The 20,686-nt window shown below is 39.2% G+C and carries 18 protein-coding genes; 14 read left to right on the forward strand and 4 right to left on the reverse strand.

Translation table 11 applies throughout. The features are described from left to right. Window positions 1–4: 4 nt before the first annotated feature. The 11 genes from ABDW32_RS08910 (at window position 5) to ABDW32_RS08960 (ending at window position 14,113) form a co-directional block, all read left to right on the forward strand. Window positions 5–1,420 carry a RagB/SusD family nutrient uptake outer membrane protein gene (locus ABDW32_RS08910; protein ID WP_343561516.1) on the forward strand — a complete coding sequence of 472 codons (1,416 nt, stop codon included), beginning with the start codon at window positions 5–7 and terminating at the stop codon, window positions 1,418–1,420. Between the two features lie 10 nt (window positions 1,421–1,430). After that, the gene (locus ABDW32_RS08915) at window positions 1,431–2,264 is read left to right on the forward strand and encodes a hypothetical protein (RefSeq protein ID WP_343561518.1); all 834 of its coding nucleotides are present in this window, start codon (window positions 1,431–1,433) and stop codon (window positions 2,262–2,264) included. A gap of 29 nt (window positions 2,265–2,293) precedes the next feature. Continuing rightward, window positions 2,294–3,220 (forward strand): ABC transporter ATP-binding protein, encoded by a 927-nt coding sequence (locus ABDW32_RS08920; RefSeq protein ID WP_343561520.1) that lies wholly within the window; start codon window positions 2,294–2,296, stop codon window positions 3,218–3,220. A gap of 43 nt (window positions 3,221–3,263) precedes the next feature. Next, complete coding sequence (locus ABDW32_RS08925; protein ID WP_343561522.1) at window positions 3,264–5,603, forward strand: Gldg family protein; 2,340 nt, start codon at window positions 3,264–3,266, stop codon at window positions 5,601–5,603. 1 nt (window position 5,604) lies between these two features. Then, window positions 5,605–6,927, forward strand: a complete 1,323-nt coding sequence (locus tag ABDW32_RS08930) for a DNA mismatch repair protein (protein WP_343561524.1) — start codon at window positions 5,605–5,607, stop codon at window positions 6,925–6,927. A 4-nt stretch (window positions 6,928–6,931) separates the two neighbouring features. Then, window positions 6,932–8,272, forward strand: a complete 1,341-nt coding sequence (locus tag ABDW32_RS08935; RefSeq protein ID WP_343561526.1) for a DNA mismatch repair protein — start codon at window positions 6,932–6,934, stop codon at window positions 8,270–8,272. Window positions 8,273–8,312: 40 nt separating this feature from the next. Then, the gene (locus tag ABDW32_RS08940; protein WP_343561528.1) at window positions 8,313–8,954 is read left to right on the forward strand and encodes an RNA polymerase sigma-70 factor; all 642 of its coding nucleotides are present in this window, start codon (window positions 8,313–8,315) and stop codon (window positions 8,952–8,954) included. A gap of 7 nt (window positions 8,955–8,961) precedes the next feature. Then, on the forward strand, window positions 8,962–10,092 hold the full coding sequence (locus ABDW32_RS08945; protein WP_343561530.1) for a FecR domain-containing protein: 1,131 nt from the start codon (window positions 8,962–8,964) through the stop codon (window positions 10,090–10,092). Between the two features lie 94 nt (window positions 10,093–10,186). Next, window positions 10,187–10,786, forward strand: a complete 600-nt coding sequence (locus ABDW32_RS08950; RefSeq protein ID WP_343561532.1) for a Crp/Fnr family transcriptional regulator — start codon at window positions 10,187–10,189, stop codon at window positions 10,784–10,786. A gap of 91 nt (window positions 10,787–10,877) precedes the next feature. Then, window positions 10,878–11,639 carry a sterol desaturase family protein gene (locus ABDW32_RS08955; protein WP_343561534.1) on the forward strand — a complete coding sequence of 254 codons (762 nt, stop codon included), beginning with the start codon at window positions 10,878–10,880 and terminating at the stop codon, window positions 11,637–11,639. A 44-nt stretch (window positions 11,640–11,683) separates the two neighbouring features. Then, window positions 11,684–14,113, forward strand: a complete 2,430-nt coding sequence (locus ABDW32_RS08960; RefSeq protein WP_343561536.1) for a PDZ domain-containing protein — start codon at window positions 11,684–11,686, stop codon at window positions 14,111–14,113. A 44-nt stretch (window positions 14,114–14,157) separates the two neighbouring features. Here the strand turns inward: ABDW32_RS08960 and ABDW32_RS08965 are convergent, their stop codons facing one another. Beyond that, the gene (locus ABDW32_RS08965; protein ID WP_343561538.1) at window positions 14,158–14,451 is read right to left on the reverse strand and encodes a hypothetical protein; all 294 of its coding nucleotides are present in this window, start codon (window positions 14,449–14,451) and stop codon (window positions 14,158–14,160) included. A 28-nt stretch (window positions 14,452–14,479) separates the two neighbouring features. Here ABDW32_RS08965 and istA point away from each other — a divergent pair, with 28 nt between their 5' ends. The 3 genes from istA to ABDW32_RS08980 all read left to right on the forward strand — a co-directional run bounded on the left by istA (window position 14,480) and on the right by ABDW32_RS08980 (window position 18,094). After that, the gene (gene istA / locus ABDW32_RS08970; protein ID WP_343561540.1) at window positions 14,480–16,030 is read left to right on the forward strand and encodes an IS21 family transposase; all 1,551 of its coding nucleotides are present in this window, start codon (window positions 14,480–14,482) and stop codon (window positions 16,028–16,030) included. Window positions 16,031–16,049: 19 nt separating this feature from the next. Next, window positions 16,050–16,811 carry an IS21-like element helper ATPase IstB gene (istB, locus tag ABDW32_RS08975; RefSeq protein ID WP_343561542.1) on the forward strand — a complete coding sequence of 254 codons (762 nt, stop codon included), beginning with the start codon at window positions 16,050–16,052 and terminating at the stop codon, window positions 16,809–16,811. Window positions 16,812–17,323: 512 nt separating this feature from the next. After that, entirely contained in the window at window positions 17,324–18,094 is a 771-nt protein-coding gene (locus ABDW32_RS08980) for a sce7726 family protein (protein WP_343561544.1), read from the forward strand. Here ABDW32_RS08980 and ABDW32_RS08985 read toward each other — a convergent pair. Genes ABDW32_RS08985 through ABDW32_RS08995 form a run of 3 tightly spaced genes read right to left on the reverse strand, consistent with a single transcriptional unit; the run spans window position 18,091 to window position 20,649 of the window. Continuing rightward, entirely contained in the window at window positions 18,091–19,191 is a 1,101-nt protein-coding gene (locus tag ABDW32_RS08985) for a hypothetical protein (protein WP_343561546.1), read from the reverse strand. The two genes, ABDW32_RS08980 and ABDW32_RS08985, sit on opposite strands and share 4 nt — an antisense overlap. A gap of 11 nt (window positions 19,192–19,202) precedes the next feature. Then, the gene (locus ABDW32_RS08990) at window positions 19,203–20,300 is read right to left on the reverse strand and encodes an ImmA/IrrE family metallo-endopeptidase (RefSeq protein ID WP_343561548.1); all 1,098 of its coding nucleotides are present in this window, start codon (window positions 20,298–20,300) and stop codon (window positions 19,203–19,205) included. Window positions 20,301–20,319: 19 nt separating this feature from the next. After that, window positions 20,320–20,649, reverse strand: a complete 330-nt coding sequence (locus ABDW32_RS08995; RefSeq protein WP_343561550.1) for a type II toxin-antitoxin system RelE/ParE family toxin — start codon at window positions 20,647–20,649, stop codon at window positions 20,320–20,322. Window positions 20,650–20,686: the final 37 nt, after the last annotated feature.

A 20,686-nucleotide genomic window follows, 5' to 3' on the forward strand; every position in this document is an offset into this window, starting at 1 on the left:
ATAAATGATGAGACGTTATATGTATTTTATCGCAGTGGGCCTGATAGGTGTTACGAGCTCCTGCTCAAAATTCTTGGAAGAGTCTACGCAGTCCGAAGTGGTACCTCGCTCGGCCGAATCGTTGAATGAGTACATGATGGGAGACGCATATCCGAACGATTTTGCACTCCATCCGGAAGAACCTTTTCTCAATGACGATATCCAGATGATCGCTTATAAGCAAAACGAATTAATGTATCCTGCTTACACTTGGCAACCAGATATGCCGGAAAAAATCGGTGGCCTTGTGACGGTGTCTTCGTGGAGATCCTGCTACGCCGCAATTCAGGCCTGTAATACCACCCTAGACTATCTGCCTAAAATGATGGGTGAACAACGCTTTAAAGATTATGTGGGCGGACAGGCTTATTTATTACGGGCCTTTTATTACTTCAACCTGGTAAACCTTTATGGGATGCCTTATAATGATCCACAGACGGATCCACACAAAAATCTTGCTGTTCCACTTTTAATTAGTGGCGGTGTGGAGTCTGATTATAAATCCCGCAATACTGTTGCTGAAGTGTATGCACAAATTGAAACAGATCTTAAAGAAGGGATTCGACTAATTGAAGGCAGCGGACAGGTGTATAGTAAATATCGTATGGGTAGCGAAGCAGGGCATTTGCTTGCCTCAAGGATATACTTGTACATGGATAAATGGAATGAAGTAATTCAGCATACTGAAAACTTGATGGCCGGAGGATATAAATTAATGGATTTGCGCAATTGGGGGGAGGTAAAACCGTTAGAAAAGCCTGTGATAAGTATAAACAACCCAGAAACCATTTGGGCATTTGGAACAATTGGGGATGTGATCGTTGCCGATAGTTTAGTGTATAGGATGTCTTCGGAATTAATGTCTAGTTACGAAGATGGTGATTTACGAAAGGGTATTTATTGGTCTAATGGAATTACGCGTAAGTTGTCGACGGCCGATATAGGGGCTGCTCCAGCGCAGTCATTCCGCTTATCCGAAGTCTATCTGAACCGCGCAGAGGCCTTTGCACAGTTATATAAACAAGGCAATGTCGCGGCCGGTCAAAAATGTCTCGATCTCTTAAATGCTTTACGTGAAAAACGTCTCAAAGAAGACAAATATGTACCTTGGACATTGCAGACTGTTGGCAATGACCTCCTGCGCCATATTCATGAGGAACGCCGTCGAGAGTTTTATAGCGAAGGTGGGCGTTGGTTCGATCTACGCCGTTATGGTATGCCCAAGATCACACACCTTAGTTTCTCTTCTGCATCTCAAGCTCAAAAATTTGTGCTTCAAGAACGGGATCCGAGTTATGTGTGGCCAATACCCCTTCGTGTGATCGGTTTAAATCCCAAGATCGTCCAAAATCCATTAGCCGAAATTCGCCAACCTCAATAATTGTAATTTTATGAAAAATTATCTAAAAATATGTTTTTACGGAATTACCCTTATCGGATTACTCGTAAGCTGTAAAAAAGAGGCTGCACTGGAACCTTCCGTGATCAAGTTAGAGTATAGTTTACCACAGGGAAATCATGCGTATGATTCACGTATTGTTAATTTTTATCAAACGTATAAGACCTTTATCCTATATCAGTTTACTGATGCCGATTTCCGCTGGAACTTCAACGGTAACATCTCATACGTCGCCCAACAGGCTGATCCAGCCCATGTGGAGACGGCCCTAAATTTTTTCGATAAAGAGTTGTTTGCCTACTATTCTCCAGAGCTTTTAAAGACTATGCTTCCTTATAAAATATTGTTGTGCAAAAAAATTGAATACACGATGAATACCGAGGAAACCCCAGTGTATAGCGATGTGGCCAGTACCCAAACGCATATTGCATTCAGTAATGTAGATGCGGGATGGGACAGCTTTTCGACGGCGAGGAAAATAAAAGCTAGAGGCCAGCTTCATGGCGTATTATGGTCTTCGGCTGTGGCGAGGGGGAAAATGGAACAAGCTCCAGCGTTTATTGAAGGAATTAATTATTCATATGTGGGCTCTTGGAATTATAAATCATTTGGTATGTTCAACCCTACCTCCGTTGCCGCTGATGATATTTTCGATTACGTGAGTCGAATTACCTCGCATACCAAAGAAGCGTTTGAAGCAGAATACCTAAACGCTGACTTTGATCCAACAGGAGTATACCGTAGAAGATATGAGGCCTTACTAGCTTACTACAAAACGAAATATAACCTAGATCTGCAAGCAATAGGCAATGCCAATTTACATTAATATTTATTGACTAATAAAAGCTGATAAACATGAGCATATTAAAAGTAAGTAACTTATCCCACCGGTACTCCATGAATTGGGCTATCAGGGATATCAATATCGAAATCAACGAAACAGGAATCGTAGGGCTACTGGGATCAAATGGTGCCGGCAAGTCAACGACGATGAATATTATCTGTGGGGCTTTGACACAAAGCGAAGGGACAGTTTCGATCAATGGAATAGATCTGAGACGAGATCCTCTTCGTGCGAAACAGGAAATCGGTTTTTTACCTCAGATTTTACCACTTTATACAGATCTCACGGTGGATGAGTACCTGCGCTATGCGGCGGAACTACGTCTGCTAGATAAGAAGAAAATTGGGGCGGCTGTTGAAGAAGTGAAAGAAAAATGCCAGATCAGCCACTTTAGCAATAGGTTGATTAAAAACCTATCTGGAGGATATAAGCAGCGTGTTGGAATTGCACAATCCATCATACATAAGCCTAGTTTGGTGGTCATGGACGAACCCACAAACGGTTTGGATCCCAATCAGCTCATTGAAGTTCGCAAACTAATCCGTGAAATCGCTCAAGATCGTACAGTGTTACTGTCCTCGCATGTAATGAGTGAAATTCATGCCTTATGTCGAGACATTATTATGATTGAAGGTGGTCGGGTCATTTTTTCGGATTCCATTGATGCGTTCAATAATTATTTACAACCGCAGAGCCTATTGATGCATTTGGAAAATCCACCAGTATCAAATAGCCTACAAATCATAGATGGTGTCACTAAGGTTGACTTTTTATCGGAGAAACAAGTTCGAATATATTTCGAACAGGGCGAAGATATTGCCGAACGTCTTATTTCAGCGAGTGTGGCGCATGGTTGGCGGCTTAGAGAAATAAATTTGGAAAAAGGTGTGATGGAAGACGTATTTAAGCAACTCTCTACCCAAGCCAATAGGGCTTAAAAATCAGATTGATACATATTTTACTTACTCTAAAGCTAATCAAATGAAACTTATCTACAAGATTGCGTTAAACGAGATTCGTAATCTTTTTTATTCACCCGTTGCCTGGTTTCTGGGAATCGCCTTCTGGTTACTTTGTGCTTTTATTTTTACGGGGAGCTTATCACAAATGACCAACTTTCAGGATATCAGCATTCAAAATAATCCCGCCTTTGAGGGGTTTGTGCAGACTTCCTTAACTGAAATTATTTTATTGCGTGGCGGGCTCTTTAGTGGTGTCATCGGTAACTTATATTTCTTTTTGCCTTTATTAACCATGGGTTTAATTAGCCGTGAGCTGAACAATGGCACAATCAAACTACTTTATTCATCACCTGTCAAACCGGCTCATATTGTGCTCGGTAAATATCTGGCGATTGTGTTTTATTGTGTCTGCCTTTTGGGGATTTTATCTATCTTTTTAGTGATCAGCCTACTGACTATTGTTAATGTTGACGGCGGAATTGTACTTTCAGCTTTACTATCGTTGTTTTTATTAATCTGTACGTATGCGGCAATCGGGATTTTTATGAGCTGCCTCAGTACCTATCAGATTGTATCAGGCGTAGCGACGTTTATCGTTATTTTTGCTTTGTCTGCGGTGGGTAACCTTTGGCAACAATACGATTTCGTTCGGGAATTAACCTATTTCTTATCCATATCTGGTAGAACTGAACGTATGTTAAAAGGATTGATTACTACGAGCGATGTACTGTATTTTTTGCTGATTATCGGTATGTTCCTTTGTTTTACATATTTTAAGGTGAAAGGGGCTATGGAGTCAAAGAAATGGACGAAGTCTTTTGCACAGTACATAGCTGTCGTACTCGTCGTACTCACCTTGGGATATGCCTCATCCAGACCAGCTCTGATTGGCTATTGGGATGTAACAAGAAATGATGTCAATACCATTCACCCTAATATTCAGTCCCTCTTGCATAAATTTGATCGAAAATCACCTTTAAAAGTGACTTTATATATTAATTTGTTGGACAACAGCATTGCCCGTGGTGGATTGCCCGAGCAACGGAAACAATATGAGATGTACTTATGGGAAGGTTTTGTTCGCTTCAAACCCGATATCCAATTTGACTACGTCTATTTCTACGATGTCATGCCAGGAGACAGCACGCTGTTTAAACAATTTCCGAAGAAGTCGTTAAAAGAGATTGCAGGATTAGTGGCTAAGATACATAGGGTAGACCCCGACCGCTTTATATCACCGGAAGAACTCAGAAAACGTATTGATCTGACTCCAGAAAATAAACGCCTGGTTATGCAACTGGAGTACAAAGGAAGGAAAACATTCTTACGTACGTTTGACGACGGTCCGTTTTGGCCAGACCAGATGAATATAGCTGCAGCATTTAAACGTCTGCAAGAAAATAATCTTCCTAAAATTCTATTTACCAGTGGAAATCTGGAGCGAAGTATTTATAAAACTGGGGAGCGGGAGTTTAATTATTTCACAAACGATATAACGAATCGGACTGCGCTGATCAATATGGGGTTTGACAGCGATACGATCAACTTAGATCATCAACATATTTCTTCTGGTATAGCATGCCTTGTTGTAGCCGATCCTAAGACAATGCTAAGTCCGGTAAAACAACAAAAAATTGGGGAATATATTGAGAAAGGAGGACGAGCGGTGTTTCTTGGCGAACCAGGAAAACAACAAATGTTAAATCCGTTGTTGTCGAGATTAGGTGTGCAGCTAGCTGCTGGAGAAATAGTTGAAGTAACCCCAAATGAATCGCCCGATATGATCAAACCGATGATCACCAAGGAAGGATTCAACTTGAGTGATCAATTTCTATTGGAACGAAGAAGGTTAGCTGCAAAGAAACCAGTGACACAGGGTTCTTTATCGATGAAGGGTATGGTTGAAGTGGAGCGGACAGCGCAAAACGATTTCAAACCATTTGAAATTCTAAAAACAGATTCATTACGCCATGCCTATAATACCGTGAGCGCCTTAGTCGTAGATTCTGTTCCGCCGGTTTTCACACCGACAAAGGGAGATACACGTAAAGCAAGTTATACTGCGATGTTGGGTTTGTCTAGGAAGAAAAACGGACAAGAACAACGGATTTTAGTTGCTGGCGATGCAGATTTCCTTTCTACAATCAGAAAGGGAGCCGGCGGTTTTTCAGTAGCGATGTTTAGCTGGTTAGATAATAACCGCCTACCAATTTATGTCGTTCCGGCAGATCCGATCGATATTCTTTTTACCATCTCCAACAAAACCGCAGAGATAATACGCTTCAGCTTGGTTTATATTGTACCGGTGCTGCTATTATTGATCGGCGTAATTGTATTAATTAGACGTAAACGTAAATAAGATGATACTATTAGAAACAGATGCACAGACGCTCGATGATCTTCGGATCTTTGGCAAAAGAGAGCAAACAGGGATTTTTGAAATCTATAATAAAACCCGGACCCGAGGAGGAGAAAACCTCCTCCGCGACTTATTTCGCCAGCCTTTGGCCGACGAAAAGGCAATCGCTGACCGGGTGGCTATTTTGAGCTATTTTACCGCGAATGAGGTCAGTTTTCCGTTTGACTCCGTCGTTTTTGATATGACGGAAAAATATATCCACAATCGTAGCACTTCGACGATGTCCACCAGCCAGGGACTAGGAGAAAAGGATATTCAGAATGGTGTATCAGCCATAATCCAATTCTTAAAGGGCATTCGCACGTTTATAAATACAGATGTAATCGTTCACGCAGTAGCCTATCGGGCGCAACGTGATGCCATCAACGAGATTTTGGATGAGGAAGCTTTCGCACCTGTGTTTAAGGAACATCAGGAAGAAAAAGTGTCCTTCTCTGCTGTGACAGCTTATGATTTGCTTTTTAGAACAAAAATAAATGCGAGGATCGAGTCTTTGTTGAACCATATCTATTTATTAGATGTCTATTTAGCTATTGCTTCTATCGCACGAGGGCGCAATTTTGTTTATCCCGTCCCACACCCTAAAGGTAGCAAAGTGCTACATATCAAGGGGCTTTATCATCCCGAACTCGACCGACCAATAGCCAATGATGTGACTATGGAAGGTACGATTAGCCTGACCCTATTGACTGGTGCGAATATGGCGGGCAAAAGTACCTTTCTTCGGTCGATCGGAACAGCAGTTTTTCTAGCCCATATGGGATTTCCAATCGCAGCAACAGCAATGAATTTTGCTGTAATGGATGGCATTTATACCACAATTAATTTACCAGACAACCTAGGGATTGGCGCCAGCCATTTCTACGCCGAAGTCCTAAGGGTCAAAAAAATAGCGGTGGAACTGGGAAAAGGAAAATCTTTGTTTATCATCTTTGATGAGCTTTTTCGTGGAACCAATGTGAAAGATGCACATGAAGCGACGGTAGAAGTCGCTCAAGCTTTTGCAGCGAAAGAGACTAGTCGATTTATTATTTCTTCACATATTGTGGAAGCGGCCAAGAAATTGAGCCAAGTAAAAGCTGTCGATTTTTGGTATTTACCAACACAGATGGTAGGACCAAAACCAGTGTATACCTATGTTTTAGAAAAAGGTGTGACTAATGACCGCCACGGTATGCTGATCATCCAAAATGAGGGGATTTTGGAAATCCTTAAAAACGGCAAAAAAAAAATCAGTGGGATACGCTTGGAACAAATCAGTTAACGAAATGGAAAAATTCAAAATCGATAAACAGACGCTAGAGGAGCTAAATCTGTTAGGTAAATTTAAAACGGGTACTATCTATAACCTATTTAACAATGTATGTACACGCGGGGGGGAGCAGCTGTTGGACGAAATGTTTAACAATCCCTTAACTGATATGCATGCTATTAATGATCGTAGTTCCATATTTCATTATTTTCAACAGCAAAATTTTGGATTTGACTTCGATAAACAACTCGTAGCGACCATGCGGGAATATTTGGATACAACTTCTTATCGTAGTAAGACATTGGTGTATGGTGCAACGGTATTGCATAAATTTTTGTCAAGTTTGGCCCGCGATGATCGGTACAAAAAAAATGTACAGGGACTACAAGCTGTCATCCAGCTGTTGAATACGGTGCAAAAAATGTTGAATGTTTTTGTATCTGCTGTACCACAATTTCAAGTACGTGTCGATGAGATAAAAGCAATTATGTTGAATCCACTTTTAATTAAACTCCAACGAACCGATATTTATCGCGCGTTGCCTTTAAGTACCTTAGCATTTTATGAGCACTTGCTAAAGGGTAAGTTCCTCGCAGATATGGAATCTCTGTTACGTTTTGTTTATGAGGTAGACGTTTATCATGCTGTGGCTCAGATTGCGCGAGTGAAAGGGTTTCAATATGCCACAGCTTTACCTGCAACAGAAAATAGACTCGCATGTAAAAACTTGAAACACCCTAGTATTAGTAAAGCCGTAGGAAACGATCTATTGTTGCAAGAATCCAATAATGTACTTTTCCTTACTGGAGCTAATATGGCTGGAAAATCGACATGGATGAAATCCTTAGGAATTGCTCTTTATTTAGCACATATGGGATTTCCACTGGCTGCTGACAGTTTTGAGTTTTCGGTCCGGGATGGATTATATTCTTCGATCAATGTCGCGGACAACATCGGTTTAGGTTACAGTCATTTCTATGCCGAAGTCATGCGTGTCAAAGAAGCAGCTGTAGCTGCCGCCAGTGGCGCTAGATTGATGTTGATATTTGATGAATTGTTTAAGGGTACCAACGTAAAAGATGCCTATGACGGTACTTTGGCGGTGACAAGCGAGTTTGCAGAATATGAAGCATGTCTGTTTGTGGTTTCTACGCATATCATCGAAGTAGGAGAGGCACTTCAGTCAGTCGGCAATATTCAGTTCCGTTATATGCCAACAGTATTGGAAAATAGTATTCCACGTTACACATATCGTCTACAGGAAGGTATCACTGAAGATCGGCAGGGAATGATGATTATTCGGAATGAACGTATTCTGGAACTGATGAATGGATCAGTGGTAAATACATGTAATTAAAAAACAAAAAAGTGGATCAACTGATTATTATTGTGTTACTATGATTTCTTCGTATATTGAGGTGGTAAAACCTATCGAAATTCGTGATATGCATAACGCTTTTGTAAAAGAAAATTGGGAGGAGCCTGTTCCGGTGAGTTTATTGCTTACGGAACACTTGCTGGACGAATTATTTAGAGATCATTATTGTTTTCTCTGCCATATAGCCGTAAGAGTCGTCAAAGATCCGGAGGCAGCAAAAGATATTGTGCAGAGTTTCTTTCTATCCTGTTGGGAAAAAAAGAATAGTATACGAATTCAGGGGAGTTTCAAAAGTTATGCTTATCGATCTATAAAAAATTTATCCATAAACCATCTTAAAAGGACTGGTAAAGTAAATTATGATAGTGACTATATCTCAGAGGCATCTGAAAGCTTAGCGTATCAGACCGATGCTGACCGGAAAATATTGGAAAATGAACGTGAGAATGGGCTTTGGAATGCCATAAATCAATTGCCTGATAAACGAAAGACCATTTTTCTGCTAAGTCAGAAAGAGGGATTGACTTATCATCAGATCGCGGAAAATCTTGATATTTCAGTCAATACTGTTAAAACACAGATTAAATTAGCGTATATCTTTTTACGAAAAGAATGTCAATTGCTGATAGGTATTATAGTGTTTTTGTTTTTAATTAAATAGAAGGAATATGAATAAAGATCCAATGGACTGGGATAAGATATTAGCTCGTCTCGATCCGAGTGATAAGAAGAATATAGGGGACATGTCGGAAGAAGAAATAGACATGCTACTATTTGCAGAGCAGGTCCAGGGAAAGTTGCATGGTGAAAAATTTGAAGAACAATTTTCCTTATCAGAAGGCATGCGGGAATTTGCTTATCGGAAGAAAAAGCTTCGGCTTAAACGGATGATAAGTTATGCTGCGGCAATATTGGCGGTGGTGGGTATTGGAATTTGGATTACTATTCTATATCAACACCCAGAGGTAGACGGAAAACTCGCTTCGTTAGAAAGTGGGAAGCAGAAGGGAATTGTGCTTTACCGCGGAAACGGAGAGGAGGTACCTGTGGACACACATCATGAAAATATTTCGGAGCAAGGAAGTGAAATTCAGTTCACTGACAATTCTATCCGATATATCAGCAAAGATAAAATTGCGATTAAAGGCGATGAGCTCGTCATGGATAAGCTTGTTGTGCCGTCTGGGGAGCGTACTAAAATTGAATTATCAGACGGAACACAAGTTTGGTTAAATGCTGGAACTTCCATTAAGTTTCCAGTTGTGTTTACAGCTGATACAAGAGAAGTTTATTTGGAGGGTGAGGCTTATTTTGATGTGGCCCACAACGCTAATAAAACTTTTATAGTCCATAGCGGAGATCTACAAATCAAAGTGTTAGGTACTGCTTTTGGTGTGAATACATTTAGCGGTGAAGTCAAAACTGCCCTTGTACGCGGCAGTGTGGAGCTACAGGCCAACAAACAAACACAGCGATTGGCAGCAGGAGAAGTTGGTCAATATAGCACCTCTTCGACGAAATTATTTCTATCGAATGATGAAGTGAGACCCTGGGTTGCCTGGAAGGATCATATATTATACTTTGATGATGTAGATTTGTTTGAGATTACCGAGCGATTGGGAAGGACATACGATTATCAGTTTGTTTTTGATCACCCGTCTATGAAGAACTTACGATTTACGATCGATATTGATCAGCCAGATGACATACAAACGATATTGACATACTTAAAAACATGCCTGGATACTGTAGATTTCAAAATTAATGGGCGGACAATTCATGTCCTTTCTAAACAGTAGCTTCGTGAACCAGAAAAAGGTTACAGCAGCGTCAGGCGAACTAAATAGATCTCTAAATTGAGGCGTCTATATGAGGCCGTTGTTATTTAATCATATGGAAACTTCAATTAACATATTGCAGCAATTGCTTTTTGAATTGTCTGGTATATTACCTGATGATACCCAACCTTTGTTTAATATGACAAAAATGGTATCATTAGATGCCAACGAGGTTTATATTCGAAGAGGTGATACCAATCGTAAGCTTGCTTTTATCGAAAAAGGTATTATGCGTTCCTATTCAATAAAAGATAATGGGGATGACGCAACGCTATTTTTACGTTGGGAAGGGCAGTTTATTGCGTCGCATGATACGATCATTCATCGTAAACCTTCACGATTTATTTATCGCACATTAGAACCGGTCATACTCCTGGAAATGGATTATGACATATTGGAGTCGATATTAAAAACCTATCCTGAATACGAACCTTTACGCAATTTTTTCTTAATGCGTATGCTTGCAGAAACATTGCAGATGATGGAATCTTTTGTGATGCAATCCCCAGAAGAACGTTATCGTGAACTACTCGCTGAACGTTTTAATGTCGTTAATCGCGTTCCAGGAAAATATATAGCTTCTATGTTGGGTATCACTCCTGTATCGCTAAGTCGTATTCGAAAAAGAATGTATGTAAAACAGAAATCCTTCTAAAAATTATCATATGTTAAGGTTCGAAATTATCTTTTGTAAAGTAGTTCGACCCTACGGGCTTTTTATCTTTGAAGTAAATGTTTGTTAATTTATGAAAAAGTTAATCGAAGTATCAATCGAAATTCTAAGTATTTCTACTATCCGCTATTTTCTTCTTGCGGGGATCCCATTTGTTCTTTTTTACATATTACTTCCGGTAAAATTTGGGAAGTACAAAATCCAGCAGAAATTGGCATCTCAAAAAGATTTTAGACGAGAGATAGGATATTCCATGCAGAGTATACTCGTGTTTACTGTAATCGCCGTCGCTATACAAGTTAGTCCATTAAAGCAATATACACTAATTTATAACGACATCGCCCAGTACCCGGTATGGTTTATTGCTTTTGGTTTAATCATGAGCCTAATTATACACGATACATATTTTTACTGGATGCATCGATTGTTGCATAACAAAACGATTTTTAAATTCACACATTTAGTGCATCATAAAAGCACGAATCCTTCCCCTTGGACTTCCTATAGTTTTCATTTTTTTGAAGCGGTCATTGAGGGATTGGTTCTCATCCCTATCGTTTTTATGCTACCAATACATCCAATTACGATTTTTTTATTCACCATATTGGCATTTTTGATTAATGTTTACGGGCATTTGGGATACGAAATTGCACCGAAGTGGTTTCGTCATACCTGGTTGTTTGAGGTTATAAATACTTCTGTACACCATAATATGCATCATAGTAAGTTTAAAGGAAATTACGGGTTATATTTTCGGATTTGGGATCGATTAATGGGTACTGAAAATCCGGATTACGTGAAAGAGTATGATAAAGTTAAAAATCAAGATAGTTGATGGTATAGAAATACAGTAAAATAATTCAGATTCAACACAATAGATTGCCAAGAAATTTATATAACTCAATAAATATTATTAACGTGAAAATAAAGGCTACATTACTCATTATAATCCCTTTAATTGCAATGTATATGATGGGTTTGCCAAAGTCAATTGCACAAAGGAATACTGCTGTCATAAAAAGAATATTTGTAAGTAAAGATGGCAATGACAATAATAGCGGGACGCTTGCGAGTCCATATAGAACGCTTGACAGAGGCATTAACTGTGTGAAGGAATGGAAGAAAGCAAGTAATCAGGGTGAAGTTGAACTGATAGTAAAGGCTGGGCGGTATTTTTTAGATCATCCTTTAGTGATTGATCAAACAATTTCAGGGACAGGGAAGTATCCCTTTCGGATTAAAGCCGCTAAAGGAGAGAAGGTAACAATCAGTGGGGGAAAGGTACTCGATTTAAAGTGGGCTAGGGGTAAGTCTGGAGTATGGCAAGCAAAGGTACCGAATGGGCTCACTTTCCAAAGTTTATATGCAAATAATAAAAAACTTATTAGAGCGCGTTACCCTGATTATAATTCATCTATATTACCTTTTAATGGCTATGCAGTAGATGTTGTCAGCCCTGAGCGTATCTCAGGCTGGAAAAATCCCAAAGGAGGAATCATTCATGCGTTACATAGTGGGCGATGGGGAGGATTTCATTATGAAATTGTTGCGAAGGATCAAGATAACAGGCTAATACTGAAGGGCGGGGAACAGAATAATAGACCTAGTGAAATGCACGAAACTTATCGTTTTGTTGAAAACATTTTTGAAGAGCTAAATGCGCCACAGGAATGGTTCTTAAATGAGCAGACCAATACCTTATATTATATACCCGAGGAGGGCAAAACTCCCCGGGGCGTGGAATTCATTGCGCCGATCTTAGAGAATTTAGTGACTATTTCTGGAAGTGAAGACCTCCCTGTGCGTCAGGTAGAGATCCGTGGAATTCAATTTATACATACGGCTCCGACTTTTATGAAAACTAAGGAACCGCTGCTTCGGAGTGATTGGACGATTTACCGTCAGGGAGCCTTAAAGATTGAGGGCGCGACAGATTGTTTGATACTAGAAAATGATCTAACTGAACTTGGAGGAAATGCAATATTTGTAAGTAATTATAACCGTAATATAAAGATTAAAGGGAACCTTATCCAGCAAATAGGTGGCGGAGCAATTAACTTTGTCGGTAACCCAGATGCGGTACGTTCACCATCGTTCCAATACGATAAGTTTGTCCCTTTTCATGAGATGGATACTATTACTGGCCCAAAAACTAACAATTATCCGGCTGATTGTGAGGCCAATGACAATTTAATCAATGCTATTGGTTTGATTGAAAAACAGGTTGCAGGAATACAGGTATCCATGGCTCAATCTTTGCGTATATTGCACAATACAATTTATAATGTACCGCGTGCAGGAATAAATATAGGAGATGGTACTTGGGGAGGTCATGAAATTGCCTTCAATGATGTTTTCAATACGGTGTTGGAGACGGGAGACCATGGTGCTTTTAATTCTTGGGGGAGAGATCGGTTTTGGCATCCTAACAGAAATGAAATGGATAAACTAACAGCTCATTATACCAATCTTATTTTGCTTGATGCTTTAAAAACAACCAAAATACACGATAATCGTTTTCGATGCGATCATGGCTGGGATATCGATTTGGACGACGGATCATCTAATTATGAAATTTACAATAATGTATGTTTAAATGGCGGATTGAAGCTTCGAGAAGGTTTTTATAGGAAGGTTTATAATAACGTGATCATTAATAACGGTTTCCATCCTCATGTTTGGTTTCAAAATAGCCATGATGTCTTTCGTGATAATATTGTTATGATGGCGCACCAAGATATTAATATTACAAACTGGGGTGACGAGGTCGACTATAATATTTATGGAAATAAGGTTGATTTGATTATAGATCAGGCAAAAGGAGTGGAGGTGCATGGCAAGGTTGTCGATTTAAATTTTATGGATATGTTAAATGCTGATTTTCGTTTAAAAAACTGGAATAATGCAGGTTTTAAAAATTTTAAAATGTTACATTTTGGAATTATCAATACAAGGCTGAGAGCGATTGCTGATAAGGTTCCAATACCACATATACATATTCAAAATGAAGGTTTTCAGCTTAGTAAACCTGTTGAATGGAACGGGACGCAAATTAAATCTATAGAGACTTTGGGAGAACAATCAGCAAGTGGTCTGTCTGAAACGAAAGGTGTAATAGTTGTGCAAATAGATGAGCAAAGTAGTCTTTATAAAAATGGACTGAGGCAGGGTGATGTTATATTGTCATACGGACAGGTTGCTATAGATCATGTCGAAGACCTTTTGCTCGCAACTAAAAAAAATACTTCGGAGGAAAGGCAGGTTGCTATTATATTTAGAAATCAACAAAGACAGCAATTAAAATTGTAATAACTAATTGTCTTCATTCCTCGCTTCAAATTTATTGAGAATATTTAGTCATTCTGTATACTCGCGACAATAAAATCTTTCAGTCCTTCGGGGACAGAGACCGTGGGCGCACCTGTTATTCCGATTACAAATACCAGATTAATTATGAAGTTTCTATTTGGTACCTTTATCATAAGCAAGTGATTTATCTGGTTTATGCTATGAATGGAGGTTTCGCTTATATTGACCACCTGATTTCGGAATAAAGTGACCACCTGTTCCGGCGGAAAATGACCATGGTATTTCGGACGAAACTGACCAGTTGTCACCGTTAGTTTTAGAGCTGTAGCTGTAACCATATTTTTGGGGAAGAATAACCCTAAGATTATGGCCAACACGACGATCAGCATGAACAAAATAAGACAGATACTGAGACTTCACGATCATGGGCGTAGCAAACAGGCGATTGCCATTCAGGCAGGCGTGTCGCGCAACACGGTAAAGAAGTACATTAAGTTCTTTCAGCAGAGCGGATTCACCTTTGAAGAAGTAAATTCGCTGGGTGACAAAGAGCTGGAAGACCTGTTCGGTAAGAGCAACGAGCGAAAACCCGACAGTCGCCTTCAGGCTCTCCAACGCTGCCTTCCCCATATTGATAAGGAGCTCAAACGTCCCGGAGTTACCCGAAAACTTCTGTGGGAAGCCTACATGAAAGAATTTCCCGAAGGACTGCAGTATACCCAATTCTGCTTTTATTACAACCAATGGAAAGCTATTGTAAACCCCGTGATGCACCTTGACCACAAAGCCGGGGACAAGGTTTACATTGACTTTGCAGGAAAAAAGTTACAGATAATAGATCCTTCCAGTGGAGAGATCCAGGACGTAGAAGTATTCGTTGCCATTCTTGGCGCAAGTCAGCTCACCTATGTCGAATCAGTCTTGGATCAGAGCAAAGAAAGCCTGATCTGCGCCTGTGAAAATGCTCTTCATTACTTTGGAGGAGTGCCCTCGGCTATCGTACCGGATAATCTGAAAGCGGCAGTTACCCGTAGCAACCGGTATGAACCCACATTGAACGAGACTTTTTCCGACTTTGCGAACCACTATCAGACCAGCGTACTGCCAGCCAGGGCAAATCGCCCACGGGACAAGGCACTTGTGGAAGGGGCCGTAAAGATCGTATACAATAGGATCTATGCCCCATTGCGGAAGAATACCTATCATACATTGCAGGAACTCAATACCGCAATCCGTTATCAATTGGAACTCCATAACAATTGCCAGCTCAAAGGACGGAGTTATAGTCGCCGGTCACAGTTTGAGGAGATTGAGCGCCATTCTCTGGGTGGACTTCCCATATCACGTTACGAGTTCAAAAAACTCCACTATGCTACCGTGGCCAAAACCGGCCATATCTGTCTTGGTGAAGACCGCCATTATTATAGCGTGCCGTACCGGTTCATAGGGAAAAAGGTAAAGATGCTCTATTCGAGGACCAGGCTTGAGGTATTCTATCATTATGAACGTGTTGCCATACATATCAGGGATAAGACTGCTTATGGATATACAACCGACAAGACACATCTTGTCTCTTCCCACCGCTTTGTGAGCGAATGGACGCCGGAACGCTTCCTGGAATGGGCTGAATCCATAGGTGAGGATGTGAAAATGTACATACAGGGAATATTGGAGCGCAAACAGCACCCTGAACAGGCCTACCGGTCCTGTGCGGGGATACTTGGCTTTTCAAAAAAAGTTGGCAACGAACGTTTGGCAAAAGCATGTGGGCGGGCACTGAGTTACGGTATCTATAGTTACAAGACCGTACAGAAGATCCTTGCCAACAGGATGGACGAATACCAGGACAGCCCCTTTGCGGATGAACTGCCAATGCCGGAGCACGGCAATATCAGAGGAGAGGAATATTATAAATAATACATAAACAATAATCGGAATGAATACCAACACACTTGAAAAATTACGGAAACTAAAGTTCCATGGCATGTACCATGCCTTCAAAAACTGTCTGGAAAGGGGACGTTACGACCAGTATACAGCAGATGAGCTTCTGGCCCAGCTTGTCGATGCAGAGTGGGACGACCGACATAACAGACGTATAGCAAGACAGATCTTTTATGCCAAGTTCCGCTACAAAGCAGCTGTGGAAGATGTCAATTATGAAGCTTCGCGCAATATTGACCGAAATCTGATGAACAGGCTCGCCGACTGTACCTTTGTCCAGCGGAACGAAAACCTGTTGATCACAGGAAGCACGGGCATTGGCAAGAGCTATATCGCTACCGCGCTGGGATATCAGGCCTGTATCCAGGGATATCGGGTATTATATGCAAGTACCCCAAAACTCTTTGCCAAACTTAAAATGGCCAAAGCCGATGGAACTTATATCAAGGAGATCGCAAAACTTGAACGGCAGCAGCTTCTTATATTGGATGACTTTGCCATACAGCCTTTCGATGCGCAAAGCAGGGCTGCCTTAATGGAAATTATTGAGGACAGACATGGTAAAACCTCTCTGATCATCACTTCTCAGCTACCGGTTAGCGCCTGGTATGACGTGATAGGTGATAAAACCATCGCTGATGCGATATTAGACCGAATAGTCCACGATGCGCATAGAATGGAAATGAATGGAGAATCCATGCGAAAAAAACGGTCTGTTCAGCTTGAAAATAAAACCAGAATAGATACGTATTAATTATTACATTTGATGACATTACTACTACAGCACCAAAGCTAGCTTCGCCAGAAGATCAGGTGGTCAATTTGCCACGGAATCGCATGGTCAGTTTATCCGAAATCTACAGTATTAAGTTCGTAATTGAATTTTCTTTTATAAAACCTTTTAACGATATCCTTACTTTCAAATTCTCTTAAGAAATGCCAAATATCATTCATAATTGTTTAAATGATTTAATGTGAATAGCTTAAATTATATGGTTCTAGTTTTCAATCTGGGACCCTTTTAATTTTGGCTAATAACTCTTTCTAAAATATCGAAATTTTGCCGAAAAAGCAATAGAGTTATAGATATTGGATAGAAAGATTTTCCTCACCTTTTGCTGTAATTTTCCCAACTTTTTATGTATGTTTGTCCGGCTAGGCCCATAGTCGTCATCAGAAAAAATCAAACTATTTTTGTGTTTCAGATTAAAACATGAAGGCCTAAATTTTGTTAATAGGTCAAAATAATCTTTAAAAGTTTTCTAGATGAATCAAGTTTGTGAATTGAATATAGATTCTAAGATTGTTAAAGAAATAGCAAAAGCTTATAGTACATTGGACTATGTACCGAAGTTGCGAAATCTTTTGAATCTTGTTTATCCAGAAAAGAAAACGAATAAATTTTGCAAGCTTGATTTACATAAAGAGATTAATAATCTCTTGTTGAATAGTTATGAGGGAGAACCTATTTTAAAGTACAAGTTGTTTAAAGCTTTCGTTAATAGGGATGTCGTAGCGGCTTATGAGATCAAAGTTAAAAATAGCCGAGTAGATTTCCTTACTGTAGATGATGCCACGACGAGTTTTGAGATCAAATCAAGCCTCGATAATTTAACCAAGCTTTCAAAACAATCTAGCGATTACGTAAGTGCGTTTGACTTTAATAACATAGTCATTCACGAACGGCACTTGGTCAAATGCCTAGAAATTGTACCAAAAAGTTTTGGGATTATTACCGTGGATCAAAATGGGTACGAAATTGTCCGTAAACCCACCTTCAATAAAAGTACGGATCCATCTGAACAATTGAATCTGCTAACGAAAAAAGAGTTGTTGAAGAATTTCGGTACAATAGATACCGATGATATTTTGAGCAGTCTTGACAATATTGAAATTAATAAAATCTTCAAAATAACACTCAAGGAACGATACAAAACGCGGTGGGATTTTATTGTTAAAAATTCTGCTGAAATCCTTCCAATAGATCTTCAATTTTTCTTTAAGACAAATGTAGAGCCCGCTCTTATCTATAACTAGGTTATTATATTCGCTTTTATTTTTTTATCAATACAATACAAGTAATGTAGCATGGCAATACGTTTAAATTTTGCTTGACTTTTATGCGGTTCTATTTCAGCCCACATATCTTTAATCAATTTCCATCCCGGATTTAAGTTATCTATATATTGAATAGGGGAGGAGCTCATTCTTGTGACTTGGTCAGACTTTAAGACGTCCCTGATTATTATGCTTCTTAAATCGTCTAAATCAGCTTCTTTACCATTTCTACCTTTATAGCCATAGAATGAATTTTCGACAGCATCATAAAAGATGAATCCTGGGCTGATTCCACCACCATCTTCCAACAAGTCCTTTTTGATACCCACATAATCTCCAAAGCCTATAGCTCCATAAGATCTAAAAGTAGATTGTAATAAATTGTCCGCTTTATCGATTCGCATACCGTGATCTAATCCAGAGTTGGTCGTACTATGATGAATCGGACTGTTTAAAATAATTACAGGACATGTTGTAAAGTTTTTAATATAATCCAACATAAAATCAATGGAATATAAGTCGTCTTCACTTGCAAGAGAGTATTCTTCGAGATCAATGAAAAGATAGTCTTTTTCAGTTATTACTTTCGAAATCTGTTGCATGTCATTCGTAAATGTTAGTGAAGAAGTCCTAAATGCTAGATTATCAAATACTAATCTCAAATCTCCCTCTTGCAATAGAATAGAATTTGGTTCTCCTGTTCTTTGCCAATATGTACTGATAACAGGAATAACCTTTTGACTTAAAAGACTTAAACTCATTAGATGAGCAGTTCTCTCGGTTCTGTTACCTATTACCCTTGATTGGAACTCAAGAACTTCCTTTTTCATCCTACTAGATGGCTTTAATTGAATAGGTAGATCTATAAAGACCTTTTCACTTTTAATTGCCCTTAATATTGGAAGATACACTTGATGAAATTCAGGTTCAGCTTTTTTCTTTGAAGTATGCTTTCGCTCGAGTTTCTTGAATATTTCGATATAAGGATATATTTTATCGCCAAAATCGACGCTCGATAGAACTTTTTTCTCTTCTTGACGATATCTAAATACTGGTGTATAAATAGGTGTACCCATGGCTAACGATTTTAATGCTTTATAAAATAATCTAGATTGATTTTTACTTTCAAATTACCTCCAAAATGAAATGGTACCCGGTTTAAATTTTGAAGGCGTCCTAATACAATCGCAGGATGAGTATTATATGCTCTCGCCACTTTTCTAATAGTACCTTCTGTTATTGTATCTTCAATGGCTTCTAGAAAAGAATCTGGGAGAAGCCAATCACGGGCAAAATCATTAGCTTCTTGTTCTTTATCTTTATCATTCTCTATTTCCTCAAAATCTTCAATAAATATATCCTTTTTACCATGTAGCAAAATATGACCGGCCTCATGATAGAATGTAAACCAAAAATGATCATTTGTTTTATAGCGATCCGTTATTTGGATTAATGGTGTACCAGCAATCCACCTTGTCGCCCCGCTAATAGGCGCCTTTGAAAGACTTTTGGAGTAGATAACTGCAACGCCAGCCTCTTGACATTTTATTTCTAATTGTTCTGCGAAATCTTCTGGTTGCTGTTCAACAATAGTTTTGATTTCCAACAAAACAGATTTAAAAGTATCTTTATTGTAACCTGGTAATTCTAATTTGCGTAGTCTCAATTCTCCTATCCTTAGCCAAGCGGCCATATTACTTAAGTGAGCATTCAACTTATTGCTCATTCTGAAGTCTGTACCTACATAATTATCAATATAGATCTGTTTCCATTGAATAGGGGAGGCAACGCCATAAAATTTTAAACATTCTTCTGCCAATTCACTATTAGGCTTTTTGGAAGATAGAAATCCCAAATCATTTAATTCTTTAAGAGGTTGTTCTTTAAGCCAATCAATACATTGTTCTAAAAATTCCTCTTGCTCTATTCGAGCCAATTTCTCACGATAATTAGCTTCTCTATTTAACCAGAACTGAGTATCAATACCTAATACTTTCTCAAGCTGAAGCGCAGTGTTCACCGTAATGGGTGCTTTGCCCGAAATTAAATCATTTACCTTTCCTGGTGTCTTGCCAATCCGATCAGCAAATTCTGCTTGCGTCATTTTCAGAAATTCCAATGTTTCTAAAATTGTATCACCAGGTTTTGATAATAATTCTCTTTCTATTTCTAAGTTCTTGCTCATATCTATATTTCGATTAGAATTAATGATAGTCTGCCGTATCAATAATTCGAATGTCGGTCACTCTTATTCTATCTATCTCACCTGTTGGAGTGAGCGGAATTGGATCGTTGTCTATTTCAAAAATCAACCGGTGATTAGGAGAAATATTTACAGCCCATTCACCATCCCGATTTCCAGAAAGCGCATGGCAATTGGCAGCGGGTATTTGCATGAGGACATTGAGGTTGGGTGATGCCTCAATATCATCTAATCTTGCTTGTAGCTTTTTTGCCATAGTACCAAATGCTTTCTTGATCTCAGTCGCCGATGAGAACTTCTTTTTAATTTTATTAGAATAAGTGATCTTCATTCTTTAAAATTTTTATTACCTAAAAAAGGTAATAATT

Source organism: Sphingobacterium sp. (assembly GCF_039596235.1).
Taxonomy (GTDB): Bacteria; Bacteroidota; Bacteroidia; order Sphingobacteriales; family Sphingobacteriaceae; genus Sphingobacterium.